The 21404-nt window shown below is 61.5% G+C and carries 22 protein-coding genes and 1 tRNA gene; 8 read left to right on the forward strand and 15 right to left on the reverse strand.

Features of this window, described 5'->3' with window-relative positions:
• The first annotated feature begins 77 nt into the window (after window positions 1-77).
• On the forward strand, window positions 78-1670 hold the full coding sequence (locus ACE3TY_RS05450) for a PAS domain-containing sensor histidine kinase (protein WP_374651630.1): 1593 nt from the start codon (window positions 78-80) through the stop codon (window positions 1668-1670).
• A 52-nt stretch (window positions 1671-1722) separates the two neighbouring features.
• Here the strand turns inward: ACE3TY_RS05450 and ACE3TY_RS05455 are convergent, their stop codons facing one another.
• Complete coding sequence (locus ACE3TY_RS05455; RefSeq protein ID WP_374651632.1) at window positions 1723-1890, reverse strand: hypothetical protein; 168 nt, start codon at window positions 1888-1890, stop codon at window positions 1723-1725.
• A 271-nt stretch (window positions 1891-2161) separates the two neighbouring features.
• Here ACE3TY_RS05455 and ACE3TY_RS05460 point away from each other — a divergent pair, with 271 nt between their 5' ends.
• Complete coding sequence (locus tag ACE3TY_RS05460; RefSeq protein WP_374651634.1) at window positions 2162-2641, forward strand: PAS domain-containing protein; 480 nt, start codon at window positions 2162-2164, stop codon at window positions 2639-2641.
• Between the two features lie 2 nt (window positions 2642-2643).
• Here ACE3TY_RS05460 and ACE3TY_RS05465 read toward each other — a convergent pair whose 3' ends face one another.
• From ACE3TY_RS05465 to ACE3TY_RS05495, 7 genes are all read right to left on the reverse strand, one after another.
• The gene (locus ACE3TY_RS05465) at window positions 2644-3075 is read right to left on the reverse strand and encodes a CBS domain-containing protein (protein WP_374651636.1); all 432 of its coding nucleotides are present in this window, start codon (window positions 3073-3075) and stop codon (window positions 2644-2646) included.
• A gap of 142 nt (window positions 3076-3217) precedes the next feature.
• Window positions 3218-4186 carry an SMC-Scp complex subunit ScpB gene (gene scpB / locus ACE3TY_RS05470; protein WP_374651638.1) on the reverse strand — a complete coding sequence of 323 codons (969 nt, stop codon included), beginning with the start codon at window positions 4184-4186 and terminating at the stop codon, window positions 3218-3220.
• Window positions 4183-5094 carry a ScpA family protein gene (locus tag ACE3TY_RS05475; RefSeq protein WP_374651640.1) on the reverse strand — a complete coding sequence of 304 codons (912 nt, stop codon included), beginning with the start codon at window positions 5092-5094 and terminating at the stop codon, window positions 4183-4185. The genes scpB and ACE3TY_RS05475 overlap by 4 nt, the downstream gene beginning before the upstream one ends.
• Window positions 5094-5792, reverse strand: coding sequence for a site-2 protease family protein (locus ACE3TY_RS05480; RefSeq protein ID WP_374651642.1), 699 nt, complete (start codon window positions 5790-5792; stop codon window positions 5094-5096). Before ACE3TY_RS05480 ends, ACE3TY_RS05475 begins: the two co-directional genes overlap by 1 nt.
• A gap of 57 nt (window positions 5793-5849) precedes the next feature.
• Entirely contained in the window at window positions 5850-6854 is a 1005-nt protein-coding gene (gene nagZ, locus ACE3TY_RS05485) for a beta-N-acetylhexosaminidase (RefSeq protein WP_374651644.1), read from the reverse strand.
• A 24-nt stretch (window positions 6855-6878) separates the two neighbouring features.
• Window positions 6879-8111 carry an SPOR domain-containing protein gene (locus tag ACE3TY_RS05490; protein WP_374651646.1) on the reverse strand — a complete coding sequence of 411 codons (1233 nt, stop codon included), beginning with the start codon at window positions 8109-8111 and terminating at the stop codon, window positions 6879-6881.
• A gap of 131 nt (window positions 8112-8242) precedes the next feature.
• Complete coding sequence (locus ACE3TY_RS05495) at window positions 8243-9436, reverse strand: deoxyguanosinetriphosphate triphosphohydrolase (RefSeq protein ID WP_374651647.1); 1194 nt, start codon at window positions 9434-9436, stop codon at window positions 8243-8245.
• A gap of 172 nt (window positions 9437-9608) precedes the next feature.
• Here ACE3TY_RS05495 and erpA point away from each other — a divergent pair, with 172 nt between their 5' ends.
• Both erpA and xth read left to right on the forward strand, forming a co-directional pair.
• Window positions 9609-9959: an iron-sulfur cluster insertion protein ErpA gene (erpA, locus tag ACE3TY_RS05500; RefSeq protein ID WP_374651649.1), complete on the forward strand. Its 351-nt coding sequence runs from the start codon at window positions 9609-9611 to the stop codon at window positions 9957-9959.
• A 14-nt stretch (window positions 9960-9973) separates the two neighbouring features.
• Window positions 9974-10768, forward strand: coding sequence for an exodeoxyribonuclease III (xth, locus tag ACE3TY_RS05505; RefSeq protein WP_374651650.1), 795 nt, complete (start codon window positions 9974-9976; stop codon window positions 10766-10768).
• A 31-nt stretch (window positions 10769-10799) separates the two neighbouring features.
• On the opposite strand, the gene ACE3TY_RS05510 is transcribed toward xth, so the two are convergent.
• Entirely contained in the window at window positions 10800-11546 is a 747-nt protein-coding gene (locus tag ACE3TY_RS05510) for a sugar phosphate nucleotidyltransferase (protein WP_374651651.1), read from the reverse strand.
• 241 nt (window positions 11547-11787) lie between these two features.
• On the opposite strand from ACE3TY_RS05510, the gene ACE3TY_RS05515 reads away from it, so the two are divergent.
• Window positions 11788-11863, forward strand: a tRNA-Asn gene (locus tag ACE3TY_RS05515).
• Between the two features lie 207 nt (window positions 11864-12070).
• Here ACE3TY_RS05515 and ACE3TY_RS05520 read toward each other — a convergent pair.
• Window positions 12071-13138 carry an alpha/beta hydrolase family protein gene (locus ACE3TY_RS05520; protein ID WP_374651653.1) on the reverse strand — a complete coding sequence of 356 codons (1068 nt, stop codon included), beginning with the start codon at window positions 13136-13138 and terminating at the stop codon, window positions 12071-12073.
• Window positions 13139-13293: 155 nt separating this feature from the next.
• Between ACE3TY_RS05520 and ACE3TY_RS05525 the strand changes: the two genes are divergently transcribed.
• A complete protein-coding gene (locus tag ACE3TY_RS05525) occupies window positions 13294-14328 on the forward strand; it encodes a helix-turn-helix domain-containing protein (RefSeq protein ID WP_374651654.1) in 1035 nt (344 codons plus the stop codon).
• A 345-nt stretch (window positions 14329-14673) separates the two neighbouring features.
• Here ACE3TY_RS05525 and ACE3TY_RS05530 read toward each other — a convergent pair whose 3' ends face one another.
• From ACE3TY_RS05530 to ACE3TY_RS05540, 3 genes are all read right to left on the reverse strand, one after another.
• The gene (locus ACE3TY_RS05530) at window positions 14674-16458 is read right to left on the reverse strand and encodes a caspase domain-containing protein (protein WP_374651656.1); all 1785 of its coding nucleotides are present in this window, start codon (window positions 16456-16458) and stop codon (window positions 14674-14676) included.
• A 104-nt stretch (window positions 16459-16562) separates the two neighbouring features.
• The gene (locus ACE3TY_RS05535; RefSeq protein WP_374651657.1) at window positions 16563-17336 is read right to left on the reverse strand and encodes a class II glutamine amidotransferase; all 774 of its coding nucleotides are present in this window, start codon (window positions 17334-17336) and stop codon (window positions 16563-16565) included.
• Window positions 17337-17368: 32 nt separating this feature from the next.
• Window positions 17369-17866, reverse strand: coding sequence for a hypothetical protein (locus tag ACE3TY_RS05540; RefSeq protein ID WP_374651658.1), 498 nt, complete (start codon window positions 17864-17866; stop codon window positions 17369-17371).
• A 380-nt stretch (window positions 17867-18246) separates the two neighbouring features.
• Here ACE3TY_RS05540 and ACE3TY_RS05545 point away from each other — a divergent pair, with 380 nt between their 5' ends.
• Complete coding sequence (locus ACE3TY_RS05545) at window positions 18247-18678, forward strand: hypothetical protein (RefSeq protein ID WP_374651660.1); 432 nt, start codon at window positions 18247-18249, stop codon at window positions 18676-18678.
• A gap of 70 nt (window positions 18679-18748) precedes the next feature.
• Window positions 18749-19105, forward strand: a complete 357-nt coding sequence (locus ACE3TY_RS05550) for an EamA family transporter (RefSeq protein WP_374651662.1) — start codon at window positions 18749-18751, stop codon at window positions 19103-19105.
• On the opposite strand, the gene ACE3TY_RS05555 is transcribed toward ACE3TY_RS05550, so the two are convergent.
• Both ACE3TY_RS05555 and ACE3TY_RS05560 read right to left on the reverse strand, forming a co-directional pair.
• Window positions 19102-20367, reverse strand: coding sequence for a hypothetical protein (locus ACE3TY_RS05555; protein ID WP_374651664.1), 1266 nt, complete (start codon window positions 20365-20367; stop codon window positions 19102-19104). The two genes, ACE3TY_RS05550 and ACE3TY_RS05555, sit on opposite strands and share 4 nt — an antisense overlap.
• 111 nt (window positions 20368-20478) lie before the next feature.
• Window positions 20479-21402 carry a phosphotransferase gene (locus ACE3TY_RS05560; protein ID WP_374651666.1) on the reverse strand — a complete coding sequence of 308 codons (924 nt, stop codon included), beginning with the start codon at window positions 21400-21402 and terminating at the stop codon, window positions 20479-20481.
• Window positions 21403-21404 lie beyond the last annotated feature (2 nt).

Consider the following 21404-nt stretch of genomic DNA (forward strand, 5'->3'; position numbering starts at 1 on the left):
CCGAATTCCGCCCGCATGTCATGGGATGACTTGTCCCGCCCGATTGGACAGGGCTAACATTCGAGCAGGCCAAGGCCTTGACCAGCAGAGGCGCCGTGAACCCGGAAGACTTCCATCGCATCGTCTTCGAAAGCGCGGATATCGGCATCTACATGACTGCCCAAGGCGGCCGTTTGCTGGCCGTCAATACGGCGCTTGCCAACATGCTGGGATTTCCGTCGGACGCGGCGATGCTGCAGGCCGTCGGACACGACCCCTCCCCTCTTTATGCCGACCCGGCGCAACGGCCGAAGCTGCTCGCCAAAGTGGCGGCAACCGGCCATCTCCACAACGATGTCAGCCAGATGATCCGGCCAGATGGCAAGCGGCTGTGGATTTCAGAATCGGCGTCGGTGCATGCCGTCAACAGCGACCGGGCCGTCCTCATCGGCACCGTTATCGACATCACGGCCCTGGTCGAATCGCAGCAGGCCTTGCGCGCGGCGGAAGAACGCTATCGCAGCCTGTTCGAGAACGCGCTCGACGGTTCCTACATCAGCAGTCTCGACGGCAAGATGATCGGCGCCAACCAGGCGCTGGCGCGGATCAACGGCTACGATACGCCCGAAGAGCTGATCGATGCCGTCAACAATATCGCCACGGAATGGTATGTAGAGCCCAAGCGCCGCGCCGAATTCGTCCATATCGTCGGGCGCGACGGTATCGTGCGCAATTTCGAATCCGAGATCTACCGCCACAAGACGCGCGAACGTATCTGGATCGCGGAGAATGCGCGCCTGGTGCGCGATGGCAACGGCGCGCCGCAACACTATGAAGGCACGGTCGAAGACATTACCGCACGCAAGAACTTCGAGCGGCAGTTGATGCTGGCGCGGCGCGAGGCGGAGAGTTCCAACCGCGCCAAGACCGAGTTCCTCGCCAGCATGAGCCATGAACTGCGCACGCCCCTCAATGCCATCATGGGCTTCTCCGAACTCATCGCGCTGATGACCAGAGACCGCCAGGACGAAACACGGATACACGAATATGCCGAAGACATTCATACCAGCGCCGGGCTGCTGTTCCGTCTGATCGAGGAGATATTGGATTATTCGAAACTGGAATCCGGCAAGTCGACGATCGACGAGAGCGAGGTGAATCTGGCCGAGATTGTCCGGCAATGCGCCACCATGCTGGCAACGCGCGCCGCCAAGGGCGCGGTCGCACTGGTCCTTGACCTGCCCCCCGACCTGCCGCGCGTGCGCGGCGACTATCGCCGCCTGTTGCAGATCGTGCTCAACCTGCTGACCAATGCCGTGAAGTTCACACCGCCCGGGGGCGATGTCCGTGTCGCGACGGGGCCGGACGGCGCCGGCGGCATATGCCTGACCGTGGCCGATACCGGCATCGGCATTCCGCAGAAGGATCTGGCACGGGTCTTCGAGCCCTTCGTTCAGGCCAACCGGTCGGCATTCCACCAGCAGGAAGGCACGGGGCTGGGGCTTGCCATCTGCCGCAGCCTCGTCGAGCTTCATCAGGGCCGAATCGAAATCGCCAGCCAGCCCGGCAATGGGACGACCGTCAGCGTCTTTTTGCCGAAATCGCGTCTGCTGGATCATTATCCCGCAGACCGCCCTGACATGCATCCGGCGGTCCCTCGCCCGCCGAACGCACGCCCGAGAACCGGCTGACCGCCCGGCCGACCGAGCGGCCCATCCGACGGCCACTTCAATTAATAGATGATTATCGGCTACTCCAGGGTCCGGCATAGGGATGCAGGGTGCTGGTGCAGTATCCGGCGTTGGTAATCATGCCGTTGCCGCTGCAATTCGTATCGAAAATACGACTGTCGGCGCAGGCCGCGAGCAGCAGCAGGCCGGCAGCAAGGATAAGTTGAGTACGCATCTTCATCTGGCCCTCCAACGGTTCGGCTTGGATGAGTCCCTGCGACGCGTGCCCGCCCCGCAGAAGCGGCTGGAAATGCCGCGCGGATAGAATTCGCACTAGAATTGGCAATAAAATTTGCCAATGGCACGGGGCCCAACACTGTGGAATTGCGATAGTTGCGTTACAGATGAAATAGATCGTATAGCATGATAAATTAACTAAGTTTCTTGCCTACTATGCGACCGAAGTAGACAAGGGAACCTGGGGGTTCCCCATGCAGTGCGTTGATGACCGAATGAACAGGATCAATAACGAGCCACCGTTCGACATACCGGAACCGCGCCTGCGGTCGCTGTACGAATATTGGTACAGCAAGATGCATGGCGAGGATCTGCCGGCGCGCGCGGATATCGATCCGCTCGAAATGAAGCAGTGGCTCGGCAATCTCATGCTGATCGAATTCCATGGCGACGTTTCGGATTACGAGATCCGTTTGGACGGCACCAATCTTGAGCATTATTACGGCACCCGCCGCACGGGCTACGGCGTCGAGAAGCTGACCAACGAAGATGAGCGGCGACTGCTGATCGAGCAATACAGCGCGGTGCTCGACGCCAAGCAGCCGGCTTATTACGAAGCCGATTTCACCAACAGCGACGGCGTCTATTCGCGGCAGGCGAAACTGATCCTGCCGCTGTCGGCCGACAAGGAGCGCGTCGACATGGTGCTGGTCGGAATCTATTTCCGACCGACCGACCAGATCGAGGCCTATTAGGCCTAGCCGCGAACGATGTAGTCCCGCAAGGATTCCGCCTCACGCTCGGCATCCTCGACCCGACGTTTCACGACATCGCCGATCGAGATCATGCCGACGATGCGACCGTTGCTGCGCACCGGCAGATGCCGGAAGCGGCGCTCGGTCATCAGCGCCATCGTGCTGGCCACCGAATCCTCCGGCGCACAGCAGACGACGGATTTCGTCATCATCGATGAAACAGTGCGGCTGAGAACGCCGCTGCCTTCGCGCGCGATCTGGCGCACGATATCTCGTTCGGAAATGATGCCGATCATCTCGCCATTGGCGGCCAGAACCGGCACGGCACCGATATTCTCACGCGTCAGCACCGCCGCAACATCGGCGAGGCTCGCGCTTTCACTAACGGAAATCAGCCGATCCGGCTTCTGCTTGAGGATGCTCGCAACAGTCATCGCAGCCACCTCTCTCTCCGGCTGAAGGCTCAGCCATACATAAAGAGCGTAGCGCGAATTCGCGATAACGCAATAATTTTGCGCTGTGACGAAACGGTGTGCAGTCCTAGCCGACCGAGACCGGGAAATGCCCAATGCGGGTCTAAGGCTTGCTCACGCGGGAATCGCCGTCGGTTTCCCCTTCATCATCTTCGTCGTCGGAATCATCGTCGCCGTCGTCATCGTCGCCGTCATCGTCGTCATCGGATTCCTCGCCGTCTTCTTCCTCATCATCCTCGGCGATGTCTTCCTCATCGCCTTCGGGATCGATCGCGCCTTCATGTTCTTCCGCAGGCGCGAAGGGGGCGGTGGTTTCCTCCGCCTCTTCGGCGCGGGCAAGGAGTTCGGCCTCGTAGGCATCGTCGGCCAGGCGTTCCTCGGCCAATTGTTCCGCCGGAAGTTCGCCTTCGGCGCCCTCTTCATCGACCGCGGGCTCGGCCTCGCCGCGCAGTTCGATCGCTGCGGCCTCTTCATCCTGTTCCTGGCTGCCGTCGGGCGGCAGCACGGTATTGCCCTGGGTGCCCAGCGTCGAGATGGCCGAGCGCGCATCGAGGAGACCCGCGGCGCGCAACTCCTCCACGCCCGGCAGTGCCTCGCAGCTCTCCAGGCCGAAATGCTCCAGGAAACCGGTCGTGGTCGCCCAGGTGACAGGCCGGCCCGGCGTCTCGCGCCGTCCCGCCGGCTTGATCCAATCCGCCTCCAGGAGGGAATCGAGCGTGCCTTTCGAAATGGCAACGCCTCGGATTTCCTCGATCTCGGCACGCGTCACCGGCTGGTGATAGGCGATGATGGCCAAGGTTTCGATGGCAGCACGCGTGAGCTTGCGCACGACCTTGCGTTCGATCGACATGCGGTGCGAAAGATCGGGCGCGGTGCGGAACGCCCAGCGGCCGTCGAACTGCATCAGGTTGACGCCACGGTTCGCGTAATGCGCTTTCAGCTCTTCCAGCAGGCCTTTGACATCGGCATCATCGGGCAGACGCTGGGCCATCACCTTTTCGGTCAGCGGCTCCGAGGCAGCGAACAGGACGGCTTCCAGGAGGCGCAGGGTCTCGAATCTATCTTCACTCATGATGGCGTCACTTCGCTGGGTGTGCTGATCGGCGGGTCGGCCCGCTTCATATAGATGGGGCCGAAGAGCCCGTCCTGGCGCAAATTGATGATGCCGGACCGGGCAAGTTCCAGCGAGGCGGCGAAGGTCGCAGCGACTGCAGCACGGCGCTGCAGGGGCTGTTTCAATCCATCGGGCAGGAAGTTCTGCAGGACGGTCCAGTCGAGCGTGTGGCCAATGATGTCGCCGATGCGCCTTAAGGCATCATCCATGGAAAAGAGATTAAGCGGCTGGATCTGCAGCATACCTTCGCGGCGGCGGCCGGGATGCGTGCCGTAGGCTTTCAGCAATTCGTGCAGCGACAACTCGAAGATCGGGATGTCGACGATCTTCAACGGCTCCGACATGCCGCGCGTGAACACGTCGCGCCCCAGCTGCGGCAGGCTCATCATCGCCTGCCCTGCCTTCTGCATCGCCTCCAGGCGCTGCAGCTGGAAGGCCAGGGCCGCGGCCAGTTCGACACCGGTCGGCTCGCCATCGGCCGGCGGCTCGGGCAGCAGCAGGCGCGATTTGAGATAGGCGAGCCAGGCGGCCATCACCAGATAGTCGGCCGCAAGTTCCAGCCTGAGCTTGCGGGCGTGATTGATGAAGGCGAGATACTGGTCGGCCAGTTCCAGGATCGAGATTTTCTTGAGATCGACCTTCTGCTCACGCGCAAGCGTCAGCAGGATGTCGATCGGCCCTTCATAACCGTCAAGGTCGAGGCGTAGTTCGCCATCGTCATTGGCCGGGACAGGAGCCGCCGCGAGCGGCGTGTCGTCCGCCGGCGCTTGCTCGTTCCCCGGTCCGTTTTCGGGTGCGGGCGCATCTGCGGCGACAGTTTCCGCAGCCGGCACATCCGTTTCGTCATCGGCGATCCAAGACGCCATCAGCCCGCGAGCCCCGTCAGGTTTGCAACAAGATGCAGGAGATAGTCGGAAGCCGGGCCCAAAATCCAGCCCAAAATATCGACATCGCGGCCCAATTGGCGGCCGATGATGGGCAGCGCGAAAATGAGGCCAAGCAGGATCAGCATGCCGTAGCGTTCGGTGCGGTAGAAGGGCCGGGCCAGCGCCGGCGGCAGCAGCCCACCCAGCACCCGGCCGCCATCGAGCGGCAGCAAAGGCAGCATGTTAAAGAGCGCCAGCATCACATTGAGGCGCAAGGAGTTTACCAGAGTCTGCACGGCCCATTCGGCAAACCAGTCCGGCGCCAGCACAGCCACATGAATGAGGCCGGCCGAGATAAAGGCGAGGATGAGGTTGCTCCCCGGCCCGGCCAGTGCCACCAGCGCCGAATCCCGGCGGAAATTCTTGAAGCGGCGGAAATTGACCGGCACCGGCTTGGCATAGCCGAAAAGGAAGCCGCTGCCGCTCAGCAGGAGGAATCCGGGCAGAAGAATGGTGCCGATCGGATCGACATGCTTCAGCGGGTTGAAGGTGACCCGCCCCTGCAGATAGGCGGTATCGTCGCCCAGACGCCAGGCAACGAAGGCGTGAGACGCTTCATGCAGGGTAATGGCCAGCAACACTGGCAGCGCCCAAGTGGTGGCGATCTGCACAATGGTGCCGAAATCGAGTCCGTTCAAATGAGGCTCCCGAGCTGCTTCGCCGAGGTCGCGATTTCTCGCATTTATTACAAAAATTCAAGCCATTAGATCGGCGAGTTCAGCTTGAAGCTCAGCGACATCGACATCCGGATCGGCGTTGAGGCGTCGCTGGCCCTGTTCATATCGGGCAATCCCGGCCGCAGACAAGGGCTTGGTCCCGCGCACCACTTTCTCCATCTCGGCCATATCGCCGTTGCAATGGAGAACGACGTCACAGCCGGCATCGAGGCTGCCCTGGGCAAGCTCGTCCAGGCCGCCCTTCAAGGCCTTCATGGAAAGATCGTCCGACAGCAGCAGGCCGGAAAAGCCGATCTCGCCGCGGATGATCTCGGCGATCACAGTCCGGCTCAAAGTCGCCGGCTGGTTGGGATCTATGGCGGTGTAGACGATATGGGCGGTCATGGCCCAGGGAATGTCGTTCAATGCCCGGAAGGGGACGAAATCGGTCTCCGCCAGCGTATCGATGTCAGTATCGACGCGCGGCAGGTCGAAATGGCTGTCCACCATCGCGCGGCCGTGGCCGGGGATGTGCTTGACGATCGGCATGACCCCGCCGGCCAGCAACCCTTCCGCCGCGGCCCGGCCCAGATCGGCCACCAGATAGGGATCGGTACCGAAGGCCCGGTCGCCGATGATGTCGTGGGCGCCGGTCATGCGAACGTCGACCAGCGGCGCACAATCCACATTGATGCCGACGGTTCGCATTTCGACCGCCATGAGTTCGTGGTTGAGGCGCACCGCCTCGGCAGCACGGGCGCGGTCGGTGGCGGCGATGGCACCGAAGCGATCCGCCGCCGGGGGATGGCGCCAGTGCGGCGCCTTCAGCCGGGCGACACGCCCCCCTTCCTGATCGACCAGGATGGGGGCGTCGGGCCGGCCGATCGCTGCGCGCAGGTCGGCGGCAAGACGGCGAGACTGTTCTGGCTCGATCAGATTGCGGGCAAAGACAATGAAGCCCAGCGGATCGACGGCACGAAAAAAATCCCTCTCCGCCGCGGTCAATTCAGGCCCGGCGCAGCCTAGGATCGCTGCCAACGGCATTCCATATCTCCCAGATGTATCGCTTTAATTAGCGACCAGACAGGCTTGATTTTGTTCTTTTAATTTTGCGCAAAGCTGCTTGGCGGCGGCTTTGTCGGCGAGCGGTCCCGCCTGGATACGATAGTAGGTTTCCGTGGCCGACTTGTTGAATCTCTCAACGTGCAGGCTGAGAGCGCCCAGAAGATCCGGATGCGCCTTCTGGATCCGCACCCATTCCTTCTGCGCGGCAGCTTTACTCTTCACGGCGGCAAGCTGGATGCGGGCCGCGCCGGCAGCGGCAGGTTGGGCCGTCGGCGCAGCAGCCGTTTCCGCCGGGGCGGCTTCGGAGGCGGCGGGCGTGGCGTCCGCGGCAGCGGTCTGGCTTTCGGCCGGCACGGGCGCCGCCTCCGCGGGCGCCGCTTCGCCGGTTGCGGCAGAAGGCTCGGCCGGTGCCGGAACACTGGGAATCGCATCGACCGATGGAGCGGGAACGCTGGGGATGGCGTTGCCGGCATCGGTCGCTGGCGCCGCCTCGGCAGCGGGCGCAGGTTCCGGCGGTGCGGGTGGGGTCGCCGGCTGTTCTGGCGCCGGCAGCACCGTCTCGCCCTCCGCGGGCGCGGTCGAATTTTCGCCGTTGAGGATGGCGACATCCTGATTGGGCACCTCAAGCCCGCCTTCGTCGGCGGGCTTCACCTTCTCAGGCGTGCTGTCGGCGGCGATGACCGGCACAGGCTCGTTTCCGGTTTCGCCGCCGCCGCTCCAAACCCAGAAACCGGCCAATGCGAGGACGAGCACACCGCCAGCGAGCAAACGGTTGCGCAGACGGCGGCGCTGGCGGGCGGCTTCCATCTCGGCTTCGGAGATATCGGCCAGGGGCGGCGCGCCGATCCCGGCCAACAGGTCCGGCTGCTCGGTCGCCGCCAGACCGGCAATGCGGGCGAAAGGCGTATCCGCACCTTCCCCGACCGGTTTGGAGGGATTAAGCGCCATGCTCGGGTCCGGCGCGTTCAGGGACGGGCCGACACCGAAATGCGGTTCCGATGAGGCTGGGCCATGCTGCCCGACAGACGCAGCAACGGACGGCGCAGCAACGGACGGCGCAGCAACGGACGGCGCAGCAACGGGCGGCGCTTCAGCGCCGGATTGCGTGCCAGCCGGCGGTTCGGCCGAAGCGGCGTTGGGTACCGGCGCCGTCGGCGCAAGCTCACCGCGCAACCGGCTGAGAGCTGCCGCCACATTGGCCTGAATCTGGTCCGGGCGGGGTGGTTCCGTCGTCATCTAACGCTGTCCTCGACACCAAAAATCGGGAGCCGGTGCAAACACCAGCCCAATTGTGGAATCAAATCAGCAAGAACCCGAGTCGGTCAAGCCACTGGACGATGATCATCGGCGTTAAAGCATAGATTTGCTTAGGATTTTTCTGAAACAAGCGCACTCTCAACGAACAGCCTGGCATGACATTCGAGGGCGAATTTGTCGGTCATGCCGGCGATATAGTCGGCCACGACCCGGGCACGCTGGCGCCGGTCCGGGTCACTGGCCTCGCGCGACCATTCGGCGGGCAGCAGGCCGGGTTCGTCGAGGTGGCGCGAGAACAGGTCGCCCACCACCTGCTTGGCCTGAGCCATGGTCCGGTTGATCCGTTCGTGTCGATACATGCGCTGGAAGAGGAACTGTTTCAGGCCAATATCGTGGCCGCGCATCGCTGCCGAAAAGGCGATAACCGGTTCGTGCCGGCTGCGTATGTCCGCGACGCTTTTCGGAGCCGCTTCAGCCAGCCGACCCCGGCTCTCCGCCAGCACGTCGCTGACCATCACATTGATCATGCGCCGCACGGATTCGTGGATCACGCGGGTCGGTTCCAAGCCGGGATAGAGCGCCGCCACCTCGGCAAAAACGGGCCCGGCCAGGGGTACGTCGTGCAGATCCTCGATGGCAAAGAGCCCGGCGCGCAGCCCATCGTCAATGTCATGATTATTGTAGGCGATGTCATCGGAAAGAGCCGCTACCTGGGCTTCGGCGCCGGCAAAGCCGCCAAGTTCCAGCGGCCAGTCGCGGTCGAACACAGCGATAGTCTCGGGCACGCCGTGCGCCAGGTTGCGGGCACCGGCATGGGGGCCGCGCAAGGGGCCGTTATGCTTGACGATGCCCTCCAGCATTTCCCAGGTGAGGTTGAGGCCGTCGAAACCGGCATAGCGGCGCTCAAGCGAAGTCAGCACGCGGAAGGTTTGCTCGTTGTGATCGAACCCGCCGAACTCAGCCATGCAGACATTGAGCGCCTCTTCCCCGGCATGGCCGAAGGGTGGATGGCCGAGATCGTGCGCCAGCGCCAGGGCTTCAGCCAGATCCTCGTTGAGGCCGAGCACGCGGGCGATGGTGCGGGCGATCTGCGCCACCTCCAGGCTGTGCGTCAGGCGTGTTCGGTAGTGATCCCCTTCGTGATAGACGAAGACCTGGGTCTTATGCTTCAGGCGCCGGAAGGCGGCCGAGTGGACCACGCGGTCGCGGTCGCGCTGATAGACCGACCGCATCGGGCTCTCGGCCTCGGCGATGCGCCGGCCGCGGGTCTCGCTGGGGTTACAGGCAAAAATGGCTAACGACATGATCGGACCGTATCAGGCGTCCCCGCGCATGACTATTACAGAAATCGGCTGAAAACGAAAAAACATAGCCGCCGTAAGGGCATAGATGCCAGCTATGCAATGGCGGCGTTTGACATTCGCTCCCCGGCACCTAAATATTTGAGCCAAGGTCGAACCAACTGAAGTGACAGCCATGCCCGACACCACCGACGCACCGCGCCAGGTTACCGTCAGCGAAAGTGCCGCCAAGCGTATCGCGGCGCTGATCGCCATGGAAGGCGATGCGGACTTGATGCTGCGGCTCTCCGTTTCCGGTGGCGGCTGCTCGGGGTTCCAGTATGGCTTTTCCTTCGACAAATCGCCCCAGCAGGACGACCGCGTCTTTGAGCGGAACGGTGTCAGGGTCGTGATCGACGACACCTCGCTCGACCTGCTCTCCGGCTCGGAAATCGATTTTGTCGAGGATCTGGTCGGCGCCTCGTTCCAGGTGCGCAATCCGAATGCCTCGTCGAGCTGCGGCTGCGGCAATTCCTTCTCCGTCTGACCCGACCCAGTCCGGTGAAGATCGCAACCTTCAACGTCAACTCGCTGCGTGCGCGTTTGCCGAACGTACTCGACTGGCTGCGCGACGCGTCGCCGGACGTGGCCCTGCTACAGGAAATTAAATGCACCACCGCCGAATTCCCACGGCTGGAGATCGAAGCGCTCGGCTATCACACAGAGGCGCTGGGGCAGAAGAGCTATAACGGCGTCGCCATTCTTTCGAAGACGAAATTCAAGGTTCAGCATCACGCCTTGCCCGGGAATGGCGGCGATGAACAAGCGCGCTATCTGGAAGCCGTGATTGAGGTGGCGGATGGTGCCAGATGGAAGCATGTCCGCGTCGCCACGATCTATCTGCCCAACGGCAATCCAGTCGACAGCGAGAAATATCCCTATAAGCTGGCCTGGATGGAACATCTCAAGCGCCATGCGGCGGCGTTGCTGAAACTGGAACAGCCGACCGTCCTTGCCGGCGACTACAACGTCATCCCGACCGACAATGATGTTTACGATCCCGTGGCATGGGCGGAAGACGCCCTCGCCCGCCCGGAGACGCGCGCGAAATTCCGCGAGATCCTCAATCTCGGCTACACGGACGCCTTTCGGTATCTGCATCCGGACGGGCATCGCTATACGTTCTGGGATTATAAGGCCGGCCGCTGGCAGCGCGACGAAGGCCTGCGCATCGATCACCTGCTGCTGTCGCCGCAGGCCGCCGACTGCCTGGAGGCGTGCGAGATCGACCGCGTCCCGCGCGGCCGCGAGAAGCCCAGCGACCATACCCCGATCTGGTGCGAGCTGAGGCTGTAAAAGAAGGGGCCGATCCTTCGGATCCCTTCTATTAGAACTCCGTCACCAGTTGCGAGACGCGCTCATGGTCGGCGGGGAAGTCGACTTCGCCCCACAAGCTGCCTTCGATATTGCAGGTCTCGACCTGATGGTGCTCGGCAATCTGGCCGATGGCGCGCAGATACCACCATTTGACGCCTTCCGGCGTGTACATCAGCGATTCCAGCGTGTCGGTAAAGAGTTTCGGGCCGTCGCCGCGGAAGAGCAGCATGCCGATCGATTCGCCGTTCGTGCGTTCCGGCGGAAGAGTCTTGCCGATCTCCAAGAGGCGCGTCCCCTTGAGGTGCACCTTCATATCGTCGGAATCATAGGATTCCTTCTTGTCGATGGTGACGGTGATCGGCGCCTTGGGGCTTGCCACCAGCTTCTGGAAGATTTTCGGTTCGATGACCGTGTCGCCGTTGAGAATGACGAAGTCGGTCGCCATTTCGTGGCGCGCCATCCAGCAGGAGGCCAGATTGTCGGCCAGCTTGTAGAACGGGTTGTAGATGGTGCGGATCTTCAGCTTAGGGCTTTCCAGCTTCTTCAGCAGGGCCACGACATCCTGGGCATGATAGCCGACGACGACGGCGATCTCGTCGACGCCACCTTGAGTCAGCGCCCAGATCTGCCATTCGATCAACGTCTTGTCGCCAAGCGGCAAGAGGCATTTCGGTCGCCCTTCGGTCAACGGCAATAGACGCGAGCCCTGGCCCGCGCTCAGGATGACGGCCTTCATGGAAACTCCGATGGCTGGCATGTCCGGGCCGTCCGCTCCGGCAAGGACATTGGGGTAATGGATCGGCGCCGGAGAATCTTGGAAGACCGGGCTGCTGTCAACCCCCGCAGCGATGCGGCGCGATAATTGCCTGCCGCAAAATTCGATGTCAAATCAGCCTGTTGGGCGGCGTAAAGAAGATGAAGAAAGCTGTTGGCATCCGGCCGGGGGTTCTGCTATATGCTGCCCCATCGCGCCGGGCTTGAGGGCCATGGCAGTGTATTCCTCGATAGCTCAGTTGGTAGAGCGTCGGACTGTTAATCCGCAGGTCGCTGGTTCGAGTCCAGCTCGAGGAGCCAGTTTTTTCGCTACGGCGCGCCAGAGGCGCGCCGTAGCTGTTTCAACCCTCCCAAATTGCGGGCCGTACGGCCGGGTTCGAGTGGTGAGCCGACGTACAGCGGACGTGATAGATTCGACGGCAAGTGACCCGATGCGACCATTCAGCGGTCGTGCTGCAAACTTCCGGATCGGGCCGGAAGCGGACGCCAGAAGCCGGGTGTTTTGACTCAGAAGCGATCTTTCAGGGTTCGCTGCAGAGCGTCTAAGACCAAACTAGTTAACTCGGAATGGATATCCGCGCGTGACCGGCCGCCGGCGTCCTGACAGATCGGATCGACTTCTCCCAACGACTTCAGCAAATCGGGCCCCCCTTCCTTGCATTCCGGCAGAAAGCTGAAATGAACGGCATCAGCGACGGACGCATACGTACCGTAAGGCGCTAACGCTGCAAGCCGATCGGCGATCACAGCCTTGGGGATCGTCCCGGTGCTGCCGAGATTGATGAAGTTCATAGGGATCGTGATCTCTTTCAAGCTCTGCCTTTCGTAGGCCTGCGCAAGACCCGGATCGATCAGAACAGCCGATTTGACGCGACGATCCTGGTTCGACTGCTCGAAGCGGGCCTTGTCGATCGCCCGCAGATCAACCTTATCGACCTGCACCGCTTCATCATTGACATAGGCTCTTCCGCCGGCATACCAGGCGCAGTCCCATTTCGTGTATGTATCGCAGTAGCGGGCATACGCGTCGAGATTGGCGCGGGCGCCGGCGATTTCCATTGCTGCGGCGCCTCCGAGCGAGAAACCGAGGACTCCGATCCTGCCGGTATCGATGACTCCGCTCCACTCTGGATCGGCGGTGAACCTATCGATCAGGGCGGACAAGTCTTGCGTGCGCTCCCACAGTTTCGGAGTGTCGGCTGGCGTCGAGTCGCCGCTGGTGGTGCCTGGATGATCGGGACCGGCGACGACGAAGCCCGCCTTGGCCAATTCCGTAGCGAGCCAGCTCATGCCTTGGATGCGGCTACCCGATCCATGTGACATCAAGACCAGCGGAAAGCGCCCCGAGGCGATTGATGCACTGATCAACGCCGGTGTTCCCTTGAAGACCCTGTTATTGCCTACGAGGACGGGCTCGCCGCCGGCTCCGGCGGGATACCAAACAGTTACCGCGAGTTCCCGTCCGCGTTCGGGTGCGGAAACGCTCATCTCGCGTACGCCAACCTCGAATGCCTGAGAGGATGCGGTAAATGCGACGGTGAACATGACTGATGCAAGAATGCGCAAAGGGCTCATGGGAGAAATCTCGCTTGTTACAAAGGATGTTACAAAGGACTGGCAACTGATTGCAGAAGCCGTGCTTCGGCGCGCCCTCGATCACGATTCAGGTCGTCCCGAATCGCGATATAGGTCATCATTTCCCGGTCAATTGCCATCTTTGAGGGCGCACCTTGATCTTCGTTCCGCTGCCGTTCGTCGTCGCATTGCTGCTCCTGATCCGCCTCGTCGCGATGCTGCACAGCCAGGAGCAGTTAAAAGGCAATCGCCCGTTTCTAGCCCTGACCGGTCTGTGCACCTTGCAGTCGCTCGCCCTCGGCTTGCGATGGGGTTACGACATCGTCGAGCTGCGATATGTGCTGCCAGTTCTGGCGAGCTGCCTGCCGCCTCTGGTGCTGGCTAGCTTCCGCGGTTTGGCCCATCGCGATGAGGCAGAAATCAGCAACGCACGTTGGCTCCACGCCACGCCGCCAATTGTGATCGTGGCGCTTCTGCTGCTTGCACCAGGGTTGATCGACGCTGCCCTGATCGTGCTGTTCATCGGATACGCATTAGCGGTACTGAACCTTGGCAGCGCCGGTCCCGACGCCTTGGATGAGGCACGTTTAGACCGCGTCCTCGCGGCGCACCGCGTCCTCGTTATTGCTGCCGCATCGCTCTGTCTATCGGCCCTATTCGATCTTGCGATTCTCATGGACTTCGAGTGGAGCAAGGGGGCGAATGCCGCTCTCTTCGTGAGCATCGCGAACCTTCTGGTACTGCTTTTCCTGGGCTTCACCGCGACCATCGCAGCCCACGCCCGGGCGCTTCCCGCATCTGCCTCAAACATGGGTCAAGTTTCATCCCCGGCGGCGCAAGATCGAGAAGTCCTGGATCGGATCGATCATTTGCTGGCCAATGAGAAATTATCTCGCGATGAAAACTTGACATTATCACGATTGGCACGGCGCGCGGGGGTGCCGGCCCGACAGATATCCGGTGCAGTCAACCGGCTCGCGCGCAAGAACGTCTCTCAATACATCAACGACTTCCGAATTGCCGAAGCCTGCCGACTGCTCCGAGATACTGACCTGTCTGTGACTGCCGCTATGTTGGAATCCGGCTTTCAGACGAAATCGAACTTCAATCGCGAGTTCCGACGGGTTACTTCCTTAAGCCCGGCTTCGTGGCGTGACAGAAGCCGACCGGCGCGATCATCTGACGTTTAGGTCCGACTCCTCCTTCGCCGCCGCGTATCGCTCATGCCCCGCCCGCGTGAGCAGCCCCTTCGAACATAGCTTGCAGAGGCAGTGCCTTGAGATTCCGAGTTCAGCGAAATCTCGTGTCCAGGCGGTTCCCAATTTGCGCGCGATTTCAATAGTTTTGTCCTATAAGAGTGGTTCGGTTCGTAGCGACTTGGCGGGCGCCTTCGCTGGTTCGGCTCCCTTCGCTTCTCGCTTGCCGCCTTGGGGTAGCGCTATAAAGAAACTGCGGTTCTGGTCTTCGCCCATCCCGGTCAGTCAATTCAAACGGGTCGGAAGTCGATGGTTTCCGACCCGTTCGCCATTCGGCGGCTAACGTCGTATCCGGGTCACCAGCGGCACCTTGTGGCGCCTGATGTTTGTCGGCCCCAGGATCTGGGGTGTCTGGTCGTATTTGAGATCGGCAAGCTGCTCCCTGACCTTGGTGACAAGCTGCTCGAAGGTGATCGACCTTTCCCGCCGCAGGATATTGGCCAGCGAGAAGGTGAAGGCGCCATGACTGGTGGCGCCGTGCCGGTACTCGTAGGAGAATTCCTCCTCGGCACAGGCCTCGATGATCAACGGCAGATAGGGGCCGACGGGCTTGCTCTTCTTCCCGCCGGCCTTCAGACGATTATATTCGCTCGTGGACAGGCCGCGTAGCATCGCCGCCCGGCCCAGGCGCTTGGTGGCACCGTCGCGGCCGAAATAACCGATCGCCGTCTCCTTCTGCCGTGTAAACTTGTCGTTGATCCGCTTGAAATCGCGGCCGACCCACATCTGGGTCTTGATGTCCCACTTCAGTTCGCGATGGCGGATATCGTCGGGTGGTGTCAGGCCGCGCGGCCTGAGGCCACCGTCGCGATGGATGCCGCCCGAGTGGCAGCAATCGAAGATCATGATCAGGCGGCAATCATAGGGCAGCTGGCTGTAGAGGGCATAAATCTGGTCGTCGGAGATCGCTTTTTCGGGCGTCCAGTCGAAATCCCACGGCACCAGCGCCTCGACATGATGATCAGGCTCGAAATCGTCGCCATATTGCGGAATCCTGGCACCGTGGCCGCTGTAATAGAAGATCAGTTCGTCCCCGGGTTTCGGGTCGTCAAGCAGCCAGTTCATACGGTCGAGGATACCCTTCGCCGTCGCCCGGTCGTCGAGGCAGGTGCGGATCGACTCAGGCGGCACACCGCATTCCTGCAGGACTGCGCTCATTGTAAAGACGTCGTTGATGCAGCCTTCAAGGCGGTTGGCATCTTCTGGATAATTGTTGATGCCGACAAGCAGCGCCTTCTGTGCTTTGCGCCGCCGCGCCGGCGTACCGCGCGCCAGCACCGTGGGCATTGCACTGAATGCCCTGACTCCAGACGCGCCGGCAGAGATCGGACGCCAGACATTTTCGACCGTCGCCGGATGGCCGAGATAACTTTCCGCCGAATGATCGGCAAAACCTTCATTGTCGAAGGGCGTATCCGTCTGGCGGAAGTTCGCCCCCTCCCACAAGCGGATTTCCGCGGTAAAGACATCATCTTCCTCATTGTAGAGATGATGCCAGAAACTGACATCGAGCGGCTGGATGCGGCCACCGGCAAGATTTCGGACCACAAAGGGATTTCCGATCTGCGAGCCGAGAGTCACATATCGGACCTTCGCCAGGATGTCGCGAACCGGGCCATTCCTCGCATCCTCGTGGCTGAAGGCGTCATAGGTGATCAGCGAACCCAGGCTGTGGGCCAGGATGATATCCGGTGCGATATCCCGCACGGCGTTCAATACTCTCTCGCGGCTCATGCGCTTGAAATCTTCGTCCTCGACCCATGCCACGACATAGCCTGCCGTCCATTGGATTCTGTCCGAAATGTCGGAGAGTACACCGCGCTCGCGGCGGCCGAGCGACGAGATGCCGCTGGCGGTCAGCTTCCAGAACGCCCTGGCGCATTCCCAGGCCGAAAGTCTCGTTCGCTCGAAGATGTCATCGTAAGTGACGTATCGGCAATCGAGTGAAACACCCTCCGTCTTTGGAAATCTTTCCTCGAGCGTCCTGGTCCATCTTTCTTTCCAGTCAGAAGTGCGGTGATCGCCCAAACCGTGCACACCTAAGATTTTCAATGTCTTCGGCATTCTACCCTCCCTGGCTTTTCAGACAGGAGAGTATATTCCAGGTTGCATCCGCTTGCATGAAGAAAGGGATTAACGATCGCTCCCCGTCGCCCGCCAGGCCGCCGTTATGCCGGCAGGAACGGCACCATGTCGATGCGCGTGTTGCGCTCGGTCACCAGCATCTGGCCGGGCGGCACTTCATGCCAGCAGCGCTGGTCGTCGTCGAGCGGCTCGGAGACGACCAGCAACTGATCGTCCTCGTAGCGCCAATAGAGCGATGGGGGATTTTCGTCGGTGGCGAAGCGAATGGCGTAGATTTCCGCCCCATTCGTAAAGACGGAGGTGAAGCGCAGTGGTTCCTTGATCTCCGCCTGCTTCATAATCCCGACGATGGCGCCCAGCGTCCCTTGCGCCGCTTCCATCGGCGCACGCTCCAACCCCATCGACAGCATCAGATAGAAGATGAGCTCGCTGTCGGTGGTTCCGAGACGGTGCACATAATAGGCATCGTCGACCAGGGCTTCGATCCTGCGGCGGATGCGGTCATAGCCGCCGACCTGGCCGTTATGCATGAACAGCCATTTGCCGTGACTGAAGGGATGGCAATTGGCGCGGGACGTGGCCGTGCCGGTCGAGGCGCGTACATGCGCGAGGAACAGGCCGGAGCGGATCTGATGCGCGATAGAGCGAAGATTGGCGTCGTTCCAGGCCGGAAGAATGTCGCGATAGGTGCCCGGCACCGGACGTTCCGCATACCAGCCGATACCGAAACCGTCGCCATTGGTGGTCACATGGCTGCGCCGCGCATTGAGGCTCTGATGGATGAGCGAGTTCTCGGTCTCGAAGATCACACGGTCGAGATAGATCGGCTCGCCGCAATAGGTCAGCCAACGGCACATGGGCTACTCTTCTCCCTGCGAGGATCGCCAGTTCATCCGGTGCTCTCGTAATGCGGAACCTCGATCAGGCGGCGCGTTCCGGCAGCGACATCGTAAATATGAAACGAATCCATATTGCGCCCGTAGAGGTGAAGACTGACGCAGATCTGCCGCTCGGCCGGCACACCAGTCATGTGGATGTGGTCTGGATTTGGCACGAAACTCGAAATCGCCGATGGACTGAGCAGGGTTACTCCGCCGCGCTTGAGACCGATACCGCTGTCACCGTGTATCTCACCGGCAACGGACATATAGGAGCGTTCCTCCAGCATGCCGCGGACGACACCGACGACGCCCCAGCTGCCGTGATCATGCACCGGCGTCCACTGGCCGGGCAGCCAAACGAGCGAGAACAGCGACAGATCGCCCTTCGGACAGATGTAAATGGCGTTGCGTGCATAGTGATCGGGGTCGGACCGAAAATGCTCGTCCGACAGAAACGCATCGGCATCGGCGATCAGTTCGTGCATCAGCGGTGCGATGGCGGTCACCCTCTCCTGCGGCTGCGCCAATGAAGCGACCACGGAATTGCACCGTGAAATGAACCCGGTCAAGGACGCATGCATGATTTGCCCCAATTCGATGCGGATTGCCGCGGCGGCTGGGCAAAATCAGCCTCGGTCTTCCCAATCGCTGCCGTCATCACGCCCATCTTATGCCCAGCCTCGCGCCCCAGCCTCGCACCCCAGCCTCGCACCCCAGCCTCGCACCTATGCGCGGCAAATGTGAAGAAAAGTCCCGATTCCCGCAAGGCTACCTGTGAAATAGTTAACGGAATATCAAAGGGATAGGATGAGCGGCGAATCCCGTCCGCTGGTGGCACGGCATATGCTTATGGTTGATAGGACATTCTCTTTTCAGGATTCGACCCATGCGCCCTTTCCTGCTTCCTCTCCTGCTACTGGGCCTTTCCGGCTGCGCGTCGAGCGAAATGATGGCCAAACCGGACATCACGGCGCGGGTCGACCAGACCCCGGAGCCGATGGCCAATTGCCTGGCCCAGGCGCTGGCCAACGAGTTTCGCGGCGCGGCGCCGGACCTGCTCTTCTTCGGGCCCAAGGCCGAGATCAGCGTCTATGCCCCACGCGGCGGCCTCATCGCCTTTGTGACAGTGGAGCCGCACCCCAACAGAAAGTCGATCGTGAAGTTCTACAATGGCGACCTCTATTGGCCGACGCATCAAGTGAGCGGGGTGTTCCCGGATATGGCGCGCGACAACTGGCACCGGGCCGACGCCGCCATCAGGGCCTGCGTGCCCACCACGGCTGAATCGCCGGGACTTCCGGCGGCCCCCACTTCCTGAGCCACGGCTTGCGGCCTTGGGGACGATCGGTCAGACTCCCTGGAGCGATGCACCAATCGGGGGAAGCGCCGTGATCGGCAAAGAGATGCTGGCTGCCTTGGGCCTTTATGTCGCCATTCTGTCGTCCGGCCAATTGCTGTTCAAGAAAGCCGCGCAGAGTGCCGGCACCATCAGCGGTATCGGCGACATCCGCCAGCTCGTCACCAACCACTGGCTGTGGCTGGCGCTCATTCTCTATGGCGTGGCGACGATCCTGTGGGTCGCGATCCTGCAGCGGGTGCCGCTCTCGATCGCGGTCCTGTTCAACGCGCTTTGCTTCGTCCTGGTGCCCTTGAGCGCCGCCTTGATGTTCGGCGAAAGCGTCGGCTGGCGCCACGCCGTCGGCATCGCCCTCATCGTTTCCGGTCTTGTCGTCGTCGCGCGCTAGACGGCAAGGACGCCGCCTTCCTGCAAGGCGGTGACATTGAGCGCTTCGTCGGGACCAGAAAAGCCATAGACCGGGATCGCCGGCAGGCTGTTATAGACGAAGGGCGTCGAGAAATAGTAAGCAGCGGTGTCGTGCAGCATCACGAAATCGCCGGGCTCCAGCAACGGCAGCGCCCTGGCATGCGCGACGACATCGCCAGCGAAACAGCAGGGGCCAGCCACATCCTGCACTACTTTCGGGCCGGATTTCGGCCGTGCCTTGGCATCGAGCGCGCTGACGCGGATCTTCCACATTTCCGGCATGAAGACGGTGCGCGTCGCCACCTGGGCACCGGCATGGGTGATGGCGATCGGGTGTCCGCCCTGCTCCTTGGTATACTCCACGCGCGCCAGGATGAAGCCGGCCTTGGCGAGGACAGAGCGGCCGAATTCCGTAATGACGCGGAACTCGCCGGAGAAAAGATCCGGCACAGCCCTGCGCAATGCCGCGACATAATCGGCGAAGCTCGGCGTTATTTCGTCGCTGTCGAAATTGACCGGCAGGCCACCGCCGATATCGAGAGCGGTGATCTGCTTGCGGCCCAGCCCCGCGTTGATCTCCTGCGCCAGGCTGAAAGTCTTGGCGATGCCGGCGGCGATGAGGTCGAGCGGGCAGCCTTGCGAGCCGACATGGGTATGCAGCGCAGTCAACCAGGGCCGCGAATTATAGGCATCGAAAATACGCTGGCGATTGTCGCCATCCTCCAGGCCGATGCCGAATTTCGACTTCTGCGTCGCCGTGCTCATCGCGGCAATGGTGCCGCCGCCAACCTGCGGATTGATGCGCAGCCCCACGATCGAACTGGACGCGTTCTTCCCCAGCCAGACATCGACACGGGCCAGCTCCTGGAAATTGTCGATATTGAGCGTGGCCCCGTGCGAGAGTGCCGCATCGATTTCCCAGTTCGTCTTGGCCGGACTGTCGAAGACGATCTCGCCGCCGACGAAACCGGCCTTTACGGCCGCCTGATATTCGCCGGGACTCGCCACCTCGCAGGCCATGCCCCATTTGCGCACGAGATTAAGCACCGAAGGCATGGTGTTGGCCTTGGCCGCGAAGGCATGGGTGAAGAAATTCGGGAAGGACGAGCGCAGATCGTGGATCGTGGCATGGAGCGCATCCGTGTCGATGATGCCGATGAGCGGCGCATCCTCAACCAGCATGCCATCCTGATAGGCGCGCGCGGCAATAGCGGCTTTACGCGGCGATACGGTATCGTCCATCCCCGGTCATCCCTCGAGACGCAAGTTTCAAGGCGCCATAGAGGCGGCAAAACGGAAGAAAGGCAACCCTGTTGACGTAACTACTGCCTTGCAGCCTCGGCATGGCCGATTTCAACCATCGATGACCGCCTGTATGTGCCCACCGAAATCAGCTGAACCCATCAGTTTCTTGCAACGTTCGAACCGGTTTACCGCATAGGCCCAGAAATCGTCGGCCGGATTCTGATTGACATGCTGGATGATGCCCCACAGCGTCCACAGCAGGTCGCACATCGCCTTGTAGAGGACCATGCGCCCCCGATCGGCCGCGTGGACCCGGCCACCGAAATAGGCTTCGAGCAGGACATCATCCTGATCTGGACCAAACGCGGCCTCAACCGACACATCTCCCAGATCCCACATTGGATCGTTGTTGCCGGCATATTCCCAGTCGATCACATGCACGGCCTGGCCTGTATCCAGGAAGTTCTCGGCCAGCGGATCGCAATGGCACGGCACCAGCGGCAACGCCCGCATGGCCAGGGCACGACGCACGCTTTCCGCTTCGCGTTTCACATCGCGATACCCGTCAGGCAAAGGGGCCGATTTCTTCTCCAGGATACCGAGATATTCGTCGATCATCAGGAATAGATCGAAGCGGTTAAGGAACAGACGACCGCTTTCATGCACCTTGCGGAGCGCTGCCGCCGAGCGTCGGACGGAACCCAGATCCTTGAAGCGCTCGGAATTCATCGTCAATGCACCTTCGACAAAACCCGCCAATTGAACGCCATCCGTTTCATCGAAGAAGATGAGCGGTGCGTTGACCCCGATATCGGAGGTAATGCGGGCGGCATGCGCTTCGTTCCGGCGCGAGATGTATTCGCCGGTTCCCTCACCCGGGATGCGCAGAACGAATTTCCCACGCGGCGTGCCGAGGAGATAGTTGCGATTGGTGAGACCACCCAGCCGCTCGGCCGTGACATCGCCGACGCCGAGACCCGCCAGCAACGGGATTCGCCGCATCGCCTCATCGATGATCTTGCCGTCCTCCATCC

It is taken from the genome of Dongia sp. (assembly GCF_041918875.1).
GTDB lineage: Bacteria > Pseudomonadota > Alphaproteobacteria > Dongiales > Dongiaceae > Dongia.